This is a genomic window from Pseudoduganella rivuli, from assembly GCF_009674485.1.
GTDB classification, from domain to species: domain Bacteria; phylum Pseudomonadota; class Gammaproteobacteria; order Burkholderiales; family Burkholderiaceae_D; genus Rugamonas; species Rugamonas rivuli_B.
The window spans coordinates 40,648-58,397 of record NZ_WKJJ01000029.1 but is presented as its reverse complement, the minus strand read 5'-3'; the positions used below and the strand labels follow the sequence as shown (position 1 = coordinate 58,397).

Below are 17,750 nucleotides of genomic sequence, written 5' to 3'. Positions count from 1 at the left end.
GTCCTTTCAGGCCGCAGCGGCCAGTTTCGCGCGGTTGCCGCGGGTCAGGTGGAAGACGCCATAGCCAACCAGCAGCAGGCCGGCAAAGATCAACGCCACGAGGAAGCTGTAGTACACCATGGTCGCCATGCACACTACGGCGCCGGCCAGTGCGAACAGCGGGAACCATGGATACAGCGGTGTGATGAACGGACGCGCCATGCGCGGCTCGCTGCGGCGCAGCTTGAACAGCGCCAGCATGCTGATGATGTACATGGTGATGGCGCCGAACACGGACATGGTGACGATGTTGGCGGTCAAGGTCTGGCCGCCGATCTTCACCAGTTCATCGCTGTAGATGGCGGCGATGCCGACCACGCCCCCGGCCAGCACGGCGCGGTGCGGCGTGTTGAAGCGGGGGTGGATCTTCGCAAAATAATGCGGCAGGTAGCCTTCGCGGGCCAGCGCGAAGATCTGGCGCGAATAGCCGAGGATGATGCCGTGGAACGACGCCACCAGACCGAACAAGCCCAGCCAGACCAGCATGTGCAGCCAGCCGCTGTTGTCGCCGACAATCATCTTCATGGCTTGCGGCAGCGGATCGTTGATGTTGGCCAGCTTGGTCCAGTCGCCGGCGCCGCCGGCAAACAGCATCACGCCGATCGCCAGCGCCACCAGGGTCAGGATGCCCGTCACATAGGCAATCGGGATCGAGCGGCGCGGGTCCTTGGCTTCCTCGGCTGCCATGGCGACGCCTTCGATCGCCAGGAAGAACCAGATGGCAAACGGGATGGCGGCAAACATGCCGGGGATCGCGGCGAGGCTGAAGCTGTCCTGCCCGGACCAGCCGCCCTTGGCGAACGCCGCCAGCGAGAAGCCCGGCGACACCACGCCCATAAACACCAGCAATTCGAAGATCGCCAGCAGCGCCAGCAGCAATTCCAGGGTGGCGGCGATCTGCACGCCGATGATGTTGAGCGCCATGAACACCACGTAGGCGGCCGTGGCGGCCAGCTTGGGGTCGAGCGCCGGATACTGCACGTTCAGGTAGGCGCCGATCGCCAGCGCGATGGCGGGCGGCGCGAACACGAATTCCACCAGCGTGGCGGCGCCCGCGATATAGCCGCCAAGCGGACCAAAGGCCCGCTTGGCATAGGCGAACGGGCCGCCCGCGTGCGGGATCGACGTGGTCAGCTCGGTAAAGCTGAAAATGAAGGTGGTGTACATGGCGGCAATAAAGATCGCCGTGATGGTGAAGCCCAAGGTGCCGGCCGTGGCCCAGCCATAGCTCCAGCCGAAGTATTCGCCCGATATCACCAGCCCGACGGCGATGCCCCATAGCTGGAACGTGGTCAGGGTCTGTTGCAGCGCCGGCGCGGTGCCGGATTGGTTCGCGTTCATGGATATGCTCCCGGTGTTGGATACTGGTATGAATGTTGCTGGAACCGAGTATAGGAGGCGCTCAATGACGGCCGTTATCGAAAATCGGCAAACTTGGCGCCCGCCGTGCGAACACTGCGACAAGGAGAAACAGCGATGCACCAGAATGTAACAACGGCCACCGGCCATGCTCCGGAATTGCGCAGTGCGCCGGCCTACCGCACCGTCCTGACACACGATGCCGATGAGCTGGCGCGCAACCTGACGGACTGGGAACAGTGCTACGACCAGATGACAGCGGGCGCCTTCCACGGCGCGCTGGCGGAATTGCGGCTGCCTCGCATGCAAGTATTCCGCGAGGAAATCAGCCAGTCGGTGCGGCAAACCTGCCGCGTCTGGCCCGGCGCCTTGTGGTTCGGCTTTCCCGCCCAGGCCGGCGCGATCCGCATCAATGGCCGCCCGCTCGACGGCGATTGTGTGATGGTGCGTCCTGGCGGCGGCGAGTTTGAATTATTGACGCCCAGCAGCCACGTGATCTACGGCATGGTGGTGTGCCGCGACGTGCTGGCACAGGCCGCGCTGCGCAGTGCCTGCGGGGTGGACTGGGAGCGCATGCAGGCGGCCGAAGTATTGCGGGTGGACGGTGAAGCGCGCATGGCGTGCATGGAAGCGCTGGCGGCGGCGCTGGCTGTCAGCGGCGCGCACGGTGGCATGCTGCCGGCCGGCAGCGAACAGCAATTGCTGGCGGCGCTGCTGGGTGTGCTCGATTGCAGCGGCGTGGAACCGGCCGCCGCGCACAGCTTCCAGCGCCGCCAGAAAGTCGTGGCCCGCGTACGCGACTATATCCTCGCGCACCGCGACCAGCCGCTCACCGTGCCGGACCTGTGCGCGATCGCGCACGTCAGCCGTCGCACCTTGCAGTATTGTTTTGAAGATGTGCTGGGGATGAGTCCGACGCTGTACCTGCGCCGCGTGCGGCTGAACGGCGTGCGCCGCCAGTTGCTGGACCCGGCCGCGCGCCGGCAGCCCATCGGCGCGGTGGCCGCCGCGTGGGGCTTCGGCAGTTTCAGCCAGTTTTCCAGCGATTACCGCAAACTGTTCGGCGCCAGCCCGTCAGCGACGCGGATGTAGCGCACGCATGTAACGCGGCGCCGATGGCGCCTGGCGGTTGGCCGGTCAGCCGATCACGCGCAGCGAAAAGTCCACCGCGCGGATATCCTTGGTCAGGCTGCCGATGGAAATGCGGTCGACGCCCGTCTCGGCGATGCCGCGAACGGTGTCCAGGTTGACGCCGCCGGAACCTTCCAGCAGCGCGCGGCCCGCATTGATGGCGACAGCCTGGCGCATCATGCCGAGGTCGAAGTTATCCAGCAGGATCGAAGTGGCGCCCGCTTCCAGCGCTTCGTTCAATTCCTGCAGGTTTTCCACTTCGACCTGGATCGTGACTTCGGGACGGCCTTCCGCCACGCGCCGCGCCGCCACCATAGCGGCCGTGATGCCGCCGGCGGCCGCGATATGGTTTTCCTTGATCAGGATGCCGTCATACAGCGCCAGGCGCTGGTTGACGCCGCCGCCCACGCGCACCGCATACTTTTGCGCCAGGCGCATGCCGGGCAAAGTCTTGCGGGTGTCGAGGATCTTTGCATGGGTCCCCTCCACCACCGCCACGTACTTGCGGGTGGCGGTGGCCACCGCCGACAGCAGCTGCATGAAGTTCAGTGCGGAACGCTCGGCCGTCAGCAACGCGCGCGACGGACCCGTGATGGTGCACACGGGCGTATCGGCCTGCATCTGGTCGCCTTCGGCGTAATGCCAGTCGATCGCGATCGATGCGTCGACCGCTTTCATGACGCCCTCGAACCACGGCGCGCCCGCCAGCACCGCGTCTTCACGGACAATCACGCGGGCGGTGGAACGGCCTTCGGCCGGCACCAGCTGGCCCGTCAGGTCGCCCGTGCCCACGTCTTCCAGCAACGCCGACAGCAGGTTTTGCTCGAATGCGCGCGTCAGTGCGTCGTCGAACGGCGCGTATCGGTTGATCAGTGTACTCATGCCGGACCGATCCCCTGGAACAGCGCGCCTTCCTTGGCCAGGTCGGACGATGGCGCGACCTTGGCCTTTTTCGCCGCGGCGAAGTCCAGCATGCGGTTGATGGATTTCACGGCTTGCTGGCCGATGGCCGGGTCGACGTGGATTTCATTGCCCATGTTTTCCAGCACATCGGCCAGGTTTTTCAGGCCATTCATGGCCATCCACGGGCAGTGCGCGCAGCTCTTGCAGGTGGCGCTGTTGCCGGCCGTTGGCGCTTCGATGAAGGTTTTACCGGGAGCGGCGGCCCGCATCTTGTGCAGGATGCCATTGTCGGTGGCCACGATGAACGTGTCGGCGTCCATGGTCACGGCCGCATTGATCATTTGCGACGTGGAACCGACGACGTCGGCCTGCGCCACCACGTTTTCCGGCGATTCCGGGTGCACCAGCACTTTCGCGTGCGGGTATTCCGCTTTCAGCAAGTCCAGTTCCACACCCTTGAATTCATCGTGGACCAGGCAGGAACCCTGCCACAGCAGCATGTCGGCGCCGGTTTTCTTCTGGATGTAGGAACCCAGGTGCTTGTCCGGCGCCCACAGGATTTTCTTGCCCTGCGCATGCAGGTGCTCGACGATTTCCAGGCCGATCGACGACGTCACCATCCAGTCGGCGCGCGCTTTCACGGCGGCGCTGGTGTTGGCATACACCACCACCGTGCGGTCCGGGTGCTGGTCGCAGAAGGCGGCGAATTCGTCGGCCGGGCAACCCAGGTCCAGCGAACAGGTCGCGTCCAGGTCCGGCATCAGGATGGTTTTTTCCGGGCTGAGGATCTTCGCGGTTTCACCCATGAAGCGCACGCCGGCCACCACCAGCGTCTTGGCCGGATGGTCGCGGCCGAAACGGGCCATTTCCAGCGAATCGGACACGCAGCCGCCGGTTTCCTCGGCCAGGTCCTGCAAATCGGCGTCAACGTAGTAATGCGCGACCAGCACGGCTTCGCGCTCTTTCAGCAGGCGCTTGATGCGGGCAATCAGTTCGGTGCGTTCTTCAGGCGACGGCGTGACCGGCGTGCGCGCCCACGCGCGCGCCACACAGCTGCCGCCTTCTTGCGGATGTTCGTACTCGATGGGCTTGATGGCTAAGTTCTGTTGCATGATGCTGAGGCTTTAAGAACAATGGGATGGCGACACTATCGCACAGGATGGGGAATTTTGCCGGGAGGGGCGCACCGTGGCGCGCCGCTGACCGTAGGGCGGTTTGGCGCGCAGGCGCCAAACCGCCATGCATACCAGGAAACTTAAGCGATACCCTGGCTGCTCAGGTACTCTTCGTAGTTGCCGCTGAAGTCGACGATGCCGTCTTCCTTGATTTCAATGATGCGGTTCGCCAGCGACGACACGAATTCACGGTCGTGCGACACGAAGATCAGGGTGCCCGCATATTTGTCCAGCGCGATGTTCAGCGACTCGATGGATTCCATGTCCATGTGGTTGGTCGGCTCGTCCAGCAGCAGCACGTTGTGGCGGCCCAGCATCAGCTTGCCGTACATCATGCGGCCTTTTTCACCACCGGACAGCACCTTGACGGATTTCTTCACTTCATCGCCGCCGAACAGCAAGCGGCCCAGGATGGAACGGACCGCCTGGTCGTCGTCGCCTTCCTTGGTCCAACGGCCCATCCAGTCGGTCAGGCTATCGCCGGCAGCGAATTCCTCGGTCGGATCCTGTGGCATATAGCCGACGTTGGCGTTTTCCGCCCATTTCACCATGCCGGTGTCGGACGACAGGCCCGTGATCTCCTCGCCGCCGATGCAGCGCAGCAACGTGGTCTTACCCGCGCCGTTGGCGCCGATAATGGCGATGCGTTCACCCGCTTCCACCATGATGGAGAAATTCTTGAACAGCTGGCGGTCGTATTTCTTCGACAGGTTTTCCGTTTCCACGGCCAGGCGGTGCAATTTCTTCTCGCCTTCGAAGCGCACGAACGGATAGGCGCGCGACGACGGCTTGATGTCTTCCACCTTGATCTTGTCGATCATCTTGGCGCGCGACGTGGCCTGGCGGGCCTTGGACTTGTTGGCCGAGAAGCGGCGCACGAAGTCTTGCAGTTCGGCGACTTTTTCCTTGGCCTTCGCATTGTTGGCCAGTTGCTGGTTGCGCGCCTGCGTCGAAGCCAGCATGTAGTCGTCGTAGTTGCCAGGGTAAATCTTCAGCGTGCCGTAATCCATGTCGGCCACGTGCGTGCACACCTGGTTCAGGAAGTGGCGATCGTGGGAAATGATGATCATGGTGGAATTGCGCTCGTTCAGCACTTCTTCCAGCCAGCGGATGGTATTGATGTCCAGGTTATTGGTCGGCTCGTCCAGCAGCAGGATGTCCGGATCCGAGAACAGGGCCTGCGCCAGCAGCACGCGCAGCTTCCAGCCCGGCGCCACGGCGCTCATCGGGCCCTGGTGCAGGTCGATGGCCACGCCCACGCCCAGCAGCAGTTCGCCGGCGCGCGCTTCGGCCGTGTAGCCGTCATATTCCGCGACCTTGCCTTCCAGTTCGGCGGCATGCATGTAGTCGTCGTCGGTGGCGTCCGGATTCGCGTAAATCGCGTCGCGCTTGGCCATCGCGTCCCACATTTCCGTGTGGCCCATCATCACCACGTCCAGCACGCGCATGTCTTCGTAGGCGAACTGGTCCTGGCGCAGCTTGCCCAGGCGCTCATTGACGTCCAGCGACACATTGCCGGCCGATGGTTCCAGGTCGCCGCCGAGGATTTTCATGAAGGTGGATTTACCGCAGCCGTTGGCGCCGATCAGGCCATAACGGTTGCCATCGCCAAACTTGACGGAAATGTTTTCGAACAACGGCTTGGCGCCGAATTGCATCGTGATGTTAGCTGTGGATAACACTTGGGGGAGTTCCTGGTTGCAGTGGATTCAATAACCCTACATTCTACCACGAACACCTATCCCGGCAGACCGCCATGTATTTGCTATATTGAAAGAGCTGAACCCACGTTCCGGAGGATCGTCATGAGCAAAAGTGCCTACCAGGTTGCCCGCGAAGCGTTGTCCGTGCTGGAGTTTTACAGCGACAGTTACGGCGCTTCCCCCGTGTTCCACGACGAACGGCGCCGTGTCGGGGCCGAGCTGAAATCCAAGGCGCAGGAATATCCGGATGGCTCGGCCGGCAAGGAATTGCTGCTGGACCTGGCCGCATTGTTCACAAAATAACGCCCGCCGCATGCCATCGCAAGGCGCTCCTTGCCTTTATGGTGTATATACACTATATTGCGTTTCATGGAACCCGATCACACACCTCCGCCACCAACTGAAGCAGCCTTGGCCGCCGAAGTCATGCAAGGCTGCATCCTGACCCGGGCGCGGCGCCTGTCCCGCGTCATCACCGGCATCTACGACCAGGCGCTGCGGCCCTATGACGTCAATGGCGCGCAATTTTCGCTGCTGGTGTTGATTGCCGGCATGGATGGGGCCAGTCGCGCGGAGATCGGCCGCTTCAACCACCAGGAACGCTCGACGTCGACGCGCAATTTGCAATTGCTGCTGACAAATGGCTGGGCGGTGGAAGCCGGCGCCGCCGGCGGGCGGCGCCGGCCGATCGTACTGTCCGAACAGGGTAAAGCGCTGCTGCGCGCGGCCACGCCCGCCTGGCGCGAAGCACAAGCGGCCGCGCAGCGCCTGCTTGGCCAGCAAGGCAGGGACGCGTTATTTAACATGGCACACAATTTGCCGCCCGGCTAACCCGGGTGGCGCACCAGCAGCCGGCCATCAGCCGGCTGCTTTTTCAATCATATGGTGTATACACATCATAAAATGAGGGAGTCAATCATGCGCAAACTGTTCAACCAATTGGCCCAGGCGGCCACCTTCGCCCTGGCATTGGCCGCCTCCGGCGCGCCGCAGGCGGCGCCCGCCACCACGATCGACGAATTGCAGGTCAATTCAACCATCACGCTGCGCAGGATGGTGGTGCGCCCGCCCCGGCCGAAAGCCACGGTGCTGTTGCTGCATGGTTTTCCCGAGACTTTGTTGACGTGGAACGACGTCGCGCAATCGCTGGGTAACGAATACGAAGTGCACGCGTTCGACTGGCCTGGTTATGGACAGTCGTCGCGGCCGCCGGTCGAACATTTTTCCTACGCACCGTCAGCCTATGCGCAGGTCTTGCGCGACTATATCCGCACGGCCGGCATCGACACCGCGCACCTGCTGATCTATGGGACCGATATCGGCGGCTTGCCTGCCCTGTTACTGGCACTGGACGAGCCGGGCATCGCCCGCCGCATCGTGGTCGGCGACTTCGCGCCCCTCAACCGCCCGCAATACATGCACGCCAACCTGCAGGCATTGAAACAAAAGCCGACGTCGGACGCCATCCACGCGGCGATGAGCCGCAACCGCGACGAGATCCTGGAAAACTGCTACCGCCGGGGCTTCGACAAGGCGGAGCAATTCGACATCGCACCGGCATTGAAGGCCGATATGGCGCGAGGCTGGGAACGTGGCGGCATCAGTGCGGCCGATGCCTTCCACCACTACTACGCGAACTTCACGCGCGACCAGGAATATCTTGAAAGCCGCCTGCCGGCGCTGAAAACCCCTGTGGCCGTGGTGTGGGGCGAACGCGACTTCTACATCAGCACGGCGATGGGCAGCGAGTTCGCGCAACGAAGCCACGCGTCGCTGACGTTATTGCCGGGAATGGGCCACTATCCCCACCTGCAATCGGCCCAACGCACTGCGGAGGAAATACGCGCGGCGCTGTCGGCCATCGAACAGCAGCCTTGAAGCGTTATTGCCGCATCCAGTCGCGCAGTTCGTAATACCAGTACGTCAACTGCGCGGCCAGCAGCCCCGCCGGCCCGCCCGTGGTCGGCAAGCCCCACTGTTTGAACCGTGACAGGTCGACCGTCTGTCCCGTCAGCGCGGCGGCCAGCACTTCGCCCGACAGGGTCGTGGGGCCGACGCCATGGCCGCCGAACCCCATGCCATACCAGATCCCTTCCGGTAACCGGCCCAATTGCGGCATCTTGTGGCGGCCGTAACTCATCATGCCGCTCCACGCGTAATCGACTTTGGCGCCCGCCAGTTGCGGATACACCTTCAGCATGTCGCCATACAACAGGCGCGCCACGTCGGCCGCGCCCTTGTCGAAGATGGAAATCCGGCCGCCCCACAGCAGCCGCGTGTCCGGCAGCGGGCGGTAATAGTCGAAGGCGAATCGGGTGTCGTAGATCGCCGCATCCGTTTTCAGCGCCTGCGGCAACCGCTCACCGAGGGGTTCCGTCACCATCACGTAGGTGGCGATCGGCAATATCGCCCCCGCCAGTTTCGGATACAGGCGCTCGATGTAGCCGCCGCAGCACACCACCACGTGACGCGCCCTGACCTCGCCTTCGCCGGTGACAACGCGCCAGCCCGTGCCATCGGCGCCGGTGCGTTCGATGGCCTGCACCCGGCTCTGTTCATGCACACGCACACCGCCTTCCACCAACGCGCGGGCCAGCCCCTGCGCATATTTCAGCGGATGGAAGTGGAAGGCATTTTCCTCGTACAGCGCGCCGAAATAGCGCCGGCTTTTCGATTTGTCTGCAAATTCGTCGCGCGAAACACGTTGCCATTCCACGCCCAGCGCATCGCGCATGAAGCGTTGCTGCCGCTCGAGGAGAGAGTCGTCGTCGAACCAGTTGGCCAGGTAAATGCCACCATCGACGGTGTCGCAGTCGATCCGGTAATCGCGGATGCGGCGCCGTATCGTTTCCACCGCGTCCAGCGTCAATTGGTAGAGCTTACGCCCCTCTTCCGGACCCGCCGACTGCACCAGTGACCGTTCGCCCAGCGAATATCCGCCAAACACGAAGCCGCCATTACGCCCCGACGCGCCATGGCCCACGGTTTCCGCTTCCAGCACCACGACGTTACGTTGGCCCTTTTCCATCAGTGAAGCGGCTGTCGCCAGGCCCGCGAAACCGCCGCCAATGATGCAGATGTCCGCATCGGCGGCGCCATCGAGCGCGGCAAAGCCGTCGTGGCTGGCCGTGGCGCGGTAGTAACTGAGTTCGGCGAGCGGTTCGGACAGATAGCGGCCACCCATGCTGCCGTCAGCCACCGGTGTCACCAAGGGGCGGCAGCACGGGGTTGGCGCGCCCTGCCAGCGCAGCCAGGGTCGGATAGCCGGACACCGTCAGATCAAACCCGGCGACGTCGGAAACCAGGCGCGCCTGCGCGCCGAACGGCAACGTGCAGTGCACCTTGATGTGGCCAAACGGCAGCCCCGTCACGACGGGAACCGGCAGGCGCGCACGCATGTAAGCCAGCATCGCATCGAAGTCATAGCCATTGTCGGCGGGATTCAGGCGGTAGCCGGAAAAGTCGCCCAGCACCACGGCCCGCTGCCGCTCCAGCACCCCGGTCTGCTGTAACTGCAGCAACATGCGTTCGATGCGGTACGGGTGTTCGCCGATGTCTTCCAGGAACAGGATGCCGTTATCGATGTTGGCGAAATATGGCGTTCCCAGCAGGCTGACCAGCATGGCCAGGTTACCGCCCCACAGCGTGCCTTGCACATCCACCAAAGGATTGCCCGCCGCAGCGCCGCGCACCGTGTGCACCGGGCCGCGCAGGCAATCCCACAGCTGGTTCAGCGTGTACGCGGACGGTTCTGCGTGGAGAAAATCGGAACACACCATCGGTCCCGCGAAGCTGATGGCGCCCGTCGTCGCATACAAACCCATATGGAATGCCGTGACGTCGCTGTAGCCGACAAACAGTTTGCCACTGTCCGCCAAGGCGCGGAAATCGATGTCCGGCAGGAGCCGGGTCATGCCATACGAACCGCGCAGCATCAGCACGATATCCGCATCGGGATCTTGCGCCGCCGCGTTCAGTTGGGCCAGGCGGCCCGCGTCGGTATCGGCAAAGCGCTGGTGTACACGGTCCGGATCGTAGTAATTATGGACGGTGATGCCCTGCGCCTGCAGGCGCGCCAGCCCGCGTTCGAACTGCGCGCGGTCCAGCGCATATCCGCCGGGGGCGGCAATGGCAATGCAAAGATTCTTGTCAGTCACGTGCCGCTAAGCTCCTATGTGAGAGCCGCAGCGGCGCGCAACGTATCCATTACGGCTTCAACCGGCTACGGCATGAGGCACAATCTTACTAAACAGGAAAGGCTTCAGCAAGGCAAGGAAGCGGGGGATCAACTGCGGCGGCAAGTCGTGTCCCATGCCGTCGATCACGTGCAGTACGGCGCCCGCGATGCCTTTGGCGGTGTCGATGCCGCACGCCACCGGCACCAGCGGATCGGCCGCGCCATGGATCACCAGCGACGGCCGCACGATTTGCCTGAGCAACGGCGAACGGTCGCCGCTGGCGGCAATCGCCACCAGCTGGCGCGCCACGCCGCCCGGGCACAGGCTGCGCTCGATGGACATCGCGATGCGGTCGCGCAGCATCTTTTCCGGCATCGGGAAGCCGGGGCTGCCGATCACGCGGAACGTTTGCGCCATGTGTTCGATCAGGCGGTCGCGCTGCGCGCCGGCAGGCGCCGGCTGCATCAGCGCGCGCCGCGCCGCGCGGGTCGGGCCAGGCAAGCCACGCCGCCCGCTGCTGGACATGATGGACGTCAGGCTCGATGTACGGTCCGGATAACGCGCAGCGAATATCTGCGCAATCATGCCGCCCATCGACACGCCGACCACGTGCGCCCGGCCGATGCGCAGGGCGTCCAGCAGCCCATGCGCGTCGGCCGCCATGTCCGACAGCATGTAGGCCGACCGCAGCGGCCAGCCCACCAGGCTTTTCACGTACGACAACGGCAGGTTCGGCACGCCGGCCAGGTCGAACTTGGTCGACAGTCCGCTGTCGCGGTTGTCGAAACGGATCACGAAGCACCCTTCGCGCTCCAGGCCCTGCACGAATTCAGCGGGCCAGGACACCAGTTGCATGCCCAGCCCCATGATCAGCAAGACCGGCGGCCCATCCGGATTACCGCTGGTCTCATATGCAATGTCGATGCCGTTGGCGGTGATGATGGGCATGATGGTTCTCCTTTGTCAGTAGAGTCCGAACATGTGCCGAAAGAACGGCGTGCGCTGGGGATCCCAGTACAGTAGTTTCTTGATGCCCGTGTGGGTATCATGGTCAAACCGGCGCCACGCGCCTTCCGGTTGCGCCAGGCGGTCGGCAATGGCGAACAGCGCCGTGGGATTGGCGCCCATGCCGAGATGGCTGGCGTGCACTTCGATGTTTTCCGACAGCGCGGTTTCTTCTTCCATGCTGCATTGCCAGGCCACCACACCATCCGTGCGGCTGAAAATGGACGTGGTGGGCACCGGCGGGCGCACGGCGAACCGTTCGAAGCCCATGTCGGTGACCTTGTCGCCCGACACCAGTTCGTACAGTCGCCATGCGTTATTCGACTTGGGATTGCCCGTGAACGGCGTGCCCAGCGACACCACCACCCGCGTGCACTCCGGCAGCATCTTGGCGATTTCGCGGGCAAACACGCCGCCCAGGCTCCAGCCCACCAGGCTGACGGTGCGGCCGGTGCGGCGGTGGATGTCGCGCACGCGGGCCACGCAGCCGTCGAGCGAACCGTTATTGGGGCCGAAGTTCAGGCCCTGTTCCCACGCGTACGTGTCGAAACCCCGCTCGGCGAGGAATTTCCGGATCACGATGGTGGTGAGATCGCCTGAGGCCAGGCCGGGGACGACCATGACAGGATGGCCGTCGCCGGGCGGGGCCATATGGGCAAAAGGATATGCCACGACTGCCGCGCCCAACTCCCACGGGGCGCGCAATTCGAGAGCAAGGCGCACCACGCCGGGCGCACCGTCAGTTTTCTTGCTGGACCGCATCTGCTCTCCTGCTTACTTGCAACTTGCAAAACTCTTTTTCCCCAGCATAACACCCGAGGTCTGCCGTTCGTCAAGCGTGCACGAAGAGTGTCCCCTCTAATGCGGGGAAATGGCAACAGCGGCCTGTGCTTTCAGTCGCGCTTCCTGCGCCGCCGCGCGGCGTGCGGCAAAAAAGCCTTTCAGCATGCCGGCGCAATCGTCAGCCAGCAGCCCGCCTTCGGTGGTGGCGTGGTGATTGAGTTTTTCCTGCGCAAACACATCGAGCACGGAACCGCAGGCGCCGGTTTTCGGGTCCGGCGCGCCATACACGATGCGGGAAATGCGGGCATGCATCATGGCGCCGGAACACATGACGCAGGGCTCCAGCGTGACGTACAGTTCGCACCCCGGCAGGCGGTAATTGCCCAGCGCTTCGGCCGCCTGGCGCATGGCCACGATTTCCGCGTGCGCGGTGGGGTCGTGGCGGCCGATCGGCTGGTTGTAGCCGCGGCCGATGATGACGCCGTCCTTGACCACCACGGCGCCCACCGGTACTTCGCCTTCATTCCAGGCCAGCTGCGCCTGTTCCAGCGCGGCACGCATATAGACTTCTGTCTCAGCGCCGGCCGGTTTGGCCGCTTCAGTCATCGGTGATCTCGGCCCAGCAGTTCGGGGTTTCGTGCAACACCAGCTTGTGCAGGTGCAGGCCCGTGCCATAGCGGTCCTTGTACGCGGCCTTCAGGATGTCGAACGCCACCTTCGCGAGGTTTTCCACGGTGGGGATGCGGTCGATGACGACGGTCTTGTGGTTCGGCAGCGACGCCAGGAAATCCTTGACCGCCGCGTCTTTTTCATAGACGAGGAACGAGTGGTCCCAGACGTCGACCAGGTGTTCTTTCGCCAGCGCCTTGACGTCGGAAAAGTCCATGATCATGCCATTGTCGGAATTGCCTTCGGCATCGATGACATTGCCGACCAGCGTGATTTCCAGCGTGTAGCGGTGGCCGTGCAGGTTGCGGCACTGGCTTTTATGGTCAGGGATACGGTGGCCGGCGTCGAATTCCAGCTTGCGGGTGATGGTCAGCATTGATTTAAATTAATTAAGGTATTTGCAGCAGTTTGTGGGTTTGCAGGCTCAGTTTCCATTTCGGATTGCGCTTGCAGGTTTCGATCGCCAGCGTGGTATTGAACGCGGCCAGCGGGCCATCCATGGGCTGCACGAAGAAATTGTCGAAATCCAGCCCTTCATAGGCGGCCAGGTCCTGGTCTTTTTGCGGAATCACGACCTTGATTTCATTCCCCTTGTGCACCACCAGGGTGGAGCCCATTTTCGGGCTCACACATACCCAGTCCACGCCCAGCGGCACCGGCAACGTGCCATTGGTTTCAATGGCGATTTCAAAGCCGTGCGCGTGCATGGCGGCGATCAGCGGCTCGTCCAGCTGCAGCAGCGGTTCGCCGCCGGTGAACACGACATACTTGCTGGCGGCATACGATGCCGGCCACAGGCTGTCGATTTCCGCCGCCAGCGCTTCCGGTGTCGTGAACTTGCCGCCCCGCTCGCCGTCGGTGCCGACGAAATCCGTGTCGCAAAACTGGCACACGGCGCTGGCGCGGTCGCTTTCGCGCCCGGTCCACAGGTTGCAGCCGGAAAAACGGCAAAACACGGCGGGACGCCCCGCGTGGGCGCCCTCGCCCTGCAAGGTGTAGAAAATCTCTTTGATGCTGTATGTCACGAATGGCTCACTCGTCAGGTAACCCTCTATTTTACACTCGGATCGGTTGTTGTATAAAGGCCCCGCCCACTGCCGCTTATTCGCCATCGCGTATAGATAAATTGATAATTGGCAAAACTTCCTATTGGCAACAGTAATAAGTTCCTAACTGTCCAGTTCGCCAAGGAGATGCCCATGCAGGCCAGCCACGTGCAGTTGCTGTCCGGTTCCACTCTTTTGTTAACCACGGTGCTGCTGTTATGGCGCTGCTACCTGCTGGCGATGGCGGTACGGTCGCTGCGTGCGCAATGCGAGCGGGCGCGGCAGGATGAGCGGCGCCGCATTGCCGCCGACATCCACGACGACCTGGGCCAGAATTTGCTGACCTTGAAACTCGACCTCGCCACATTGCGCCGCCAGCCCGTCCGCGCGGACCAGGCCGCGCACCTGGAACGCATGTCCGCCCATATCGACGTCACCAGCCGCTCGCTGCGCGCCATTATCAACGGCTTGCACCCGGTCGCGCTGGAACAGGGCTTGCGCTGCGCCGTGGAGCGGCAACTGCATGAATTCGCCCGCGCCAACGGCATCGAATTCAACCTCGAAGACACGTGCTACCACAGCGACGGCGCCGGCCCCGCGGAAGCCACCGTGCTGCGCGTGTTGCAGGAATCGCTGTCGAATATCGCGCGCCACGCACAGGCATCCGAAGTGCGCATTGCGCTGGCACGCGATGAAAACCAGCTCAGCCTGACCGTGCACGACAATGGCGTCGGCATGCCGGACGGCCCCGTGCGGCGGGGCTTGGGCCTGATGGGCATGGAGCGGCGCGTGGCCGATGCCGGCGGCTGGCTGGCGCTGGCCAGCACTCCCGGCCACGGCACGGCGTTGACCGTGGCGGTGCCCAATGCACGAGGTTTTGCTCAGCATCAAGCCTGCCAGTGATTCCCAAAAGCAAAATGTTTCCAGTGCTCACAGCCATCAAATAAAAAGGACAGCCCATGCCACAGGAACAGAATGTGATGCACCTGCCGACCGCCGGTGAGGCCGATAAGAAAGATCATGCGGACCATGAACTGGCGCTGCAACTGATGGAATTGCTGGCCATTCCCACCTTTGCCATCAATAGCCAGGGGCGCGTACTGATCTGGAACCGCGCATGCGAACGCCTGACCGGTGTGCCGGCCGCCAGCGTGCTGGGTACCGACCAGCATTGGCGCTGTTTTTATTCCATGCCCCGCCCCACGCTGGCCGACCTGGTGTTGCAAGACCGCCAGTTCGACGTGCCACAACTCTATGACCAGCACGTGCGCCGCAGCGCCGACGGCGCGGGATTAACGGCGCAAAACTGGTGCGACATGCCGCGCCTCGGCTTGCGCCGCTACCTGGCGGCCGACGCCAGTCCGATCCGGGCCGGCGACGGCACCCTGGTGGCCGTGGTGGAGACGCTGCGCGACATGACCGATGAAAAACAGGCCCAGCTGGCGCTGGAACAACTGGCCACGCGCGATGGCTTGACGGGCCTGGCCAACCGCCGCTGCTTCGACCATACACTGCAGGCGGAATGGCAGCGGGCGCTGCGCCAGCAGCAATCGCTGTCGCTGTTGATGGTCGATGTCGATAATTTCAAGCAGTACAACGACGCCTATGGCCACCTGGGCGGCGACGAGTGTTTGCAGCGGATTGCCTCCGCCGTGGCCAGTGAAATGCGCGCCAACGACCTGGTGGCGCGCTATGGCGGCGAAGAGTTTGCCGTGATCCTGCCGAACCAGGCGCTGAAGGGCGCCGCCATCGTGGCGGAACGGATACGGTGCCGCGTCGAGCAATTGCAACTGCCGAACATGGACTCGCACGTGACGGTCAGCATCGGCGCCGCCACCGCGCTGCCGGCGCCGCACAATGAAATCAGCCAGTTGATCGCCACGGCGGACGCGGCCCTGTACCGCGCCAAGCACATGGGGCGCAACCGAATCAGCCTGACGGAAGCTTGGGAGTGGGCCGAGAAAAAGCTCGCCCAGTCGTGATTACGCCAGCCAGGGCGTATAACTGATGCCGTTGGCGATCAAGGTCGCCACGGCGTCCGTGTTTTCCTTGCCTTCCGAGAAGAAAGCCAGTGTATCTTCACGCGGCTGGCCCTGGCCCAGTACCCCCACCCAGTATGCCGCACCGGCCGCATCGGGCGCCCTGTGCAGGATATTTTGGTACAGCAAGTCGACAAAGGCGGCGTCCGTGGGCGCGGCCCCGTACAGGCCCTTGAATTCATTGCTGGCGATAAAGCTGCGCGCCACGTCGCGCAGCGCCACGCCCTTGTCCATCTGGCTGATCCAGTAACCGAGTCCGCCGTCGTCCGGCGTGCGGTTGAACGCGGCGCGGTAAAGTTTATAGGCCTCTCCGGCCAGGCCGGAAGTGTCGAACGCCAGCGCGCCATCGGCAAATTGCACGCGCTCGATCGACGTCAGGGTATCGGTGCCGCCGCTGTCGACTACCTGCAAGGTGGCGCCGGAGCTGACCGTGCTGACCGTATAAGCGCTCCTGGCGCCGCCATACACCACCGTATCGACACCGGCGCCGCCATCGAAGGATTCACTGCCCGCCTGCGCGACGAAGCGGTCGTTGCCGCCGGTGCCACCGGCGACCACCTGCACGATGTCGGCCACGTTCACGGTCCGGTCGGCAAACTGCAGCGTTTCCACGCCCGACAGCGTATCCTTGCCCTGCCCCGTCACCACCACCGAATCGCCGGAACGCACGATCTTGTAGCTGGCATAGGCGCCGGTAAACGACGCGGTATCGAATCCGTCGCCGCCATTGACGGCATCGTCGCCCGCGCCCACGTAGACCAGGTCCGCGCCAGCGCCGCCGAAGACGGTATCGCCCGCATCGTTGAGGCGCACCGTGGAGCCGCCCGCGCCCGTGATGACCCCCTTGATGGTGACGTTGTACGCGATGGACACATTGCCGATCGCCAGGCGAGTGCTGCTGAACGCGCCCGCATGCAGGTCGATCGTGGTCAGGCCCGTGCAGTCGGAGAAATCGAACGTGTTGTAGCCGCCCGCGTCCCAGATGCACGACGACATCTGCCCATTGGTGAATTTGTACACATCATCGCCCGCGTGATACGACATGTTGGCGCCATATAGATACTGGATCGCCTGGATGTCGTACAGCATGGGTGTCACCGGATAATTGCCACGGTTCGTCATCGACTGCCGGTAAGACATCTGCGTGTAATCGAGGTTGTCGGTGGCCGTCGGCAGGAACGGGCCGTCGACGGCTTCGCCTGTCGAGTTGTAGTCGCCCGGGTGCTTCAGGCCCAGCGTGTGGCCGATCTCGTGCAACAGCACGGACGGACCGAAGGTGCCGGGTGTGTAGTTCGAATTGTACGAACCGGTGTTGTTGAGGTAGAGCTCGACCTGCGTCACGCCGGGCTCCGGCAGATACGAATAGCCGCTGCTGGTGTCGCCCTGGTTATTGGTGCCAAGACGGATATTGGCATCGGATGACACTTCGACAAAGGTGATGTTGGCCACCGCCGCCCACAGCGCGAGCGCGCTGAGTGTCGCCTGCTTTTGCACGTCTGTCATCGGCTTGAAACCGGCGCGGTCTTCCGACGATGCACCATTCGGCACGGACGTCAGGAACTGGTAAGTCACGGTGGCCGGCGCACCCGCCTGGCCGGTCCAGCTGCCGTATACAAGGGAATCAATGGCGTTAACGCCGGATGCTAAGCTCATTGCATGATCACAGTGGGGTGGTCGACAGCGCGATGGTAGCACGGGGTATTGCGGACACGATAGGCGG

18 protein-coding genes are annotated in these 17,750 nt (G+C 63.3%); 6 read left to right on the top strand and 12 right to left on the bottom strand.

The features are described 5' to 3' along the window. Positions 1 to 6 precede the first annotated feature (6 nt). Positions 7 to 1,380 (bottom strand): ethanolamine permease, encoded by a 1,374-nt coding sequence (gene eat, locus GJ700_RS31510; RefSeq protein ID WP_154381554.1) that lies wholly within the window; start codon positions 1,378 to 1,380, stop codon positions 7 to 9. Between the two features lie 135 nt (positions 1,381 to 1,515). Here eat and GJ700_RS31505 point away from each other — a divergent pair, with 135 nt between their 5' ends. After that, a complete protein-coding gene (locus tag GJ700_RS31505) occupies positions 1,516 to 2,490 on the top strand; it encodes a helix-turn-helix domain-containing protein (protein WP_154381552.1) in 975 nt (324 codons plus the stop codon). 45 nt (positions 2,491 to 2,535) lie between these two features. Here GJ700_RS31505 and nadC read toward each other — a convergent pair whose 3' ends face one another. From nadC to GJ700_RS31490, 3 genes are all read right to left on the bottom strand, one after another. Beyond that, positions 2,536 to 3,411 carry a carboxylating nicotinate-nucleotide diphosphorylase gene (gene nadC / locus GJ700_RS31500; RefSeq protein WP_154381550.1) on the bottom strand — a complete coding sequence of 292 codons (876 nt, stop codon included), beginning with the start codon at positions 3,409 to 3,411 and terminating at the stop codon, positions 2,536 to 2,538. Further along, positions 3,408 to 4,544, bottom strand: coding sequence for a quinolinate synthase NadA (nadA, locus tag GJ700_RS31495; protein WP_154381548.1), 1,137 nt, complete (start codon positions 4,542 to 4,544; stop codon positions 3,408 to 3,410). Before nadA ends, nadC begins: the two co-directional genes overlap by 4 nt. Positions 4,545 to 4,687: 143 nt before the next feature. Next, on the bottom strand, positions 4,688 to 6,289 hold the full coding sequence (locus tag GJ700_RS31490; protein ID WP_371868221.1) for an ABC-F family ATPase: 1,602 nt from the start codon (positions 6,287 to 6,289) through the stop codon (positions 4,688 to 4,690). A gap of 123 nt (positions 6,290 to 6,412) precedes the next feature. On the opposite strand from GJ700_RS31490, the gene GJ700_RS31485 reads away from it, so the two are divergent. From GJ700_RS31485 to GJ700_RS31475, 3 genes are all read left to right on the top strand, one after another. Continuing rightward, a complete protein-coding gene (locus tag GJ700_RS31485; RefSeq protein ID WP_154381546.1) occupies positions 6,413 to 6,613 on the top strand; it encodes a hypothetical protein in 201 nt (66 codons plus the stop codon). Positions 6,614 to 6,721: 108 nt separating this feature from the next. Further along, entirely contained in the window at positions 6,722 to 7,141 is a 420-nt protein-coding gene (locus GJ700_RS31480) for a MarR family winged helix-turn-helix transcriptional regulator (RefSeq protein WP_229507357.1), read from the top strand. Positions 7,142 to 7,228: 87 nt separating this feature from the next. Then, a complete protein-coding gene (locus tag GJ700_RS31475; protein WP_154381542.1) occupies positions 7,229 to 8,188 on the top strand; it encodes an alpha/beta fold hydrolase in 960 nt (319 codons plus the stop codon). Positions 8,189 to 8,192: 4 nt separating this feature from the next. Here GJ700_RS31475 and GJ700_RS31470 read toward each other — a convergent pair whose 3' ends face one another. From GJ700_RS31470 to queE, 7 genes are all read right to left on the bottom strand, one after another. Continuing rightward, a complete protein-coding gene (locus tag GJ700_RS31470) occupies positions 8,193 to 9,494 on the bottom strand; it encodes an NAD(P)/FAD-dependent oxidoreductase (RefSeq protein WP_154381620.1) in 1,302 nt (433 codons plus the stop codon). A 7-nt stretch (positions 9,495 to 9,501) separates the two neighbouring features. Next, positions 9,502 to 10,467 carry a muramoyltetrapeptide carboxypeptidase gene (gene ldcA, locus GJ700_RS31465; protein WP_371868220.1) on the bottom strand — a complete coding sequence of 322 codons (966 nt, stop codon included), beginning with the start codon at positions 10,465 to 10,467 and terminating at the stop codon, positions 9,502 to 9,504. A 57-nt stretch (positions 10,468 to 10,524) separates the two neighbouring features. Beyond that, positions 10,525 to 11,436, bottom strand: a complete 912-nt coding sequence (locus GJ700_RS31460) for an alpha/beta fold hydrolase (protein WP_154381540.1) — start codon at positions 11,434 to 11,436, stop codon at positions 10,525 to 10,527. Positions 11,437 to 11,451: 15 nt separating this feature from the next. Further along, a complete protein-coding gene (locus GJ700_RS31455) occupies positions 11,452 to 12,255 on the bottom strand; it encodes an esterase/lipase family protein (protein WP_154381538.1) in 804 nt (267 codons plus the stop codon). A 96-nt stretch (positions 12,256 to 12,351) separates the two neighbouring features. Next, entirely contained in the window at positions 12,352 to 12,882 is a 531-nt protein-coding gene (gene tadA, locus GJ700_RS31450; RefSeq protein WP_154381536.1) for a tRNA adenosine(34) deaminase TadA, read from the bottom strand. Beyond that, positions 12,875 to 13,321 carry a 6-carboxytetrahydropterin synthase QueD gene (gene queD, locus GJ700_RS31445; RefSeq protein ID WP_154381534.1) on the bottom strand — a complete coding sequence of 149 codons (447 nt, stop codon included), beginning with the start codon at positions 13,319 to 13,321 and terminating at the stop codon, positions 12,875 to 12,877. The genes tadA and queD overlap by 8 nt, the downstream gene beginning before the upstream one ends. A 13-nt stretch (positions 13,322 to 13,334) precedes the next feature. Beyond that, positions 13,335 to 13,970, bottom strand: coding sequence for a 7-carboxy-7-deazaguanine synthase (gene queE / locus GJ700_RS31440; protein ID WP_371868219.1), 636 nt, complete (start codon positions 13,968 to 13,970; stop codon positions 13,335 to 13,337). A 174-nt stretch (positions 13,971 to 14,144) separates the two neighbouring features. Between queE and GJ700_RS31435 the strand changes: the two genes are divergently transcribed. Together GJ700_RS31435 and GJ700_RS31430 are read left to right on the top strand one after the other, a co-directional pair. Beyond that, on the top strand, positions 14,145 to 14,894 hold the full coding sequence (locus GJ700_RS31435; RefSeq protein WP_195764071.1) for a sensor histidine kinase: 750 nt from the start codon (positions 14,145 to 14,147) through the stop codon (positions 14,892 to 14,894). 146 nt (positions 14,895 to 15,040) lie between these two features. After that, a complete protein-coding gene (locus GJ700_RS31430; RefSeq protein ID WP_154381616.1) occupies positions 15,041 to 15,973 on the top strand; it encodes a sensor domain-containing diguanylate cyclase in 933 nt (310 codons plus the stop codon). Here the strand turns inward: GJ700_RS31430 and GJ700_RS31425 are convergent, their stop codons facing one another. Further along, positions 15,974 to 17,683 (bottom strand): DUF4214 domain-containing protein, encoded by a 1,710-nt coding sequence (locus tag GJ700_RS31425; RefSeq protein ID WP_154381528.1) that lies wholly within the window; start codon positions 17,681 to 17,683, stop codon positions 15,974 to 15,976. It lies immediately after the preceding gene. Positions 17,684 to 17,750: the final 67 nt, after the last annotated feature.

Coding starts and splice junctions, on each gene's coding strand:
- eat (WP_154381554.1), bottom strand. CDS start 1,380: ATGAACGCGAACCAATCCGGCACCGCGCCGGCGCTGCAACAGACCCTG.
- GJ700_RS31505 (WP_154381552.1), top strand. CDS start 1,516: ATGCACCAGAATGTAACAACGGCCACCGGCCATGCTCCGGAATTGCGC.
- nadC (WP_154381550.1), bottom strand. CDS start 3,411: ATGAGTACACTGATCAACCGATACGCGCCGTTCGACGACGCACTGACG.
- nadA (WP_154381548.1), bottom strand. CDS start 4,544: ATGCAACAGAACTTAGCCATCAAGCCCATCGAGTACGAACATCCGCAA.
- GJ700_RS31485 (WP_154381546.1), top strand. CDS start 6,413: ATGAGCAAAAGTGCCTACCAGGTTGCCCGCGAAGCGTTGTCCGTGCTG.
- GJ700_RS31475 (WP_154381542.1), top strand. CDS start 7,229: ATGCGCAAACTGTTCAACCAATTGGCCCAGGCGGCCACCTTCGCCCTG.
- GJ700_RS31470 (WP_154381620.1), bottom strand. CDS start 9,494: ATGGGTGGCCGCTATCTGTCCGAACCGCTCGCCGAACTCAGTTACTAC.
- GJ700_RS31460 (WP_154381540.1), bottom strand. CDS start 11,436: ATGCCCATCATCACCGCCAACGGCATCGACATTGCATATGAGACCAGC.
- GJ700_RS31455 (WP_154381538.1), bottom strand. CDS start 12,255: ATGCGGTCCAGCAAGAAAACTGACGGTGCGCCCGGCGTGGTGCGCCTT.
- tadA (WP_154381536.1), bottom strand. CDS start 12,882: ATGACTGAAGCGGCCAAACCGGCCGGCGCTGAGACAGAAGTCTATATG.
- queD (WP_154381534.1), bottom strand. CDS start 13,321: ATGCTGACCATCACCCGCAAGCTGGAATTCGACGCCGGCCACCGTATC.
- GJ700_RS31435 (WP_195764071.1), top strand. CDS start 14,145: ATGCAGGCCAGCCACGTGCAGTTGCTGTCCGGTTCCACTCTTTTGTTA.
- GJ700_RS31430 (WP_154381616.1), top strand. CDS start 15,041: ATGGAATTGCTGGCCATTCCCACCTTTGCCATCAATAGCCAGGGGCGC.
- GJ700_RS31425 (WP_154381528.1), bottom strand. CDS start 17,683: ATGAGCTTAGCATCCGGCGTTAACGCCATTGATTCCCTTGTATACGGC.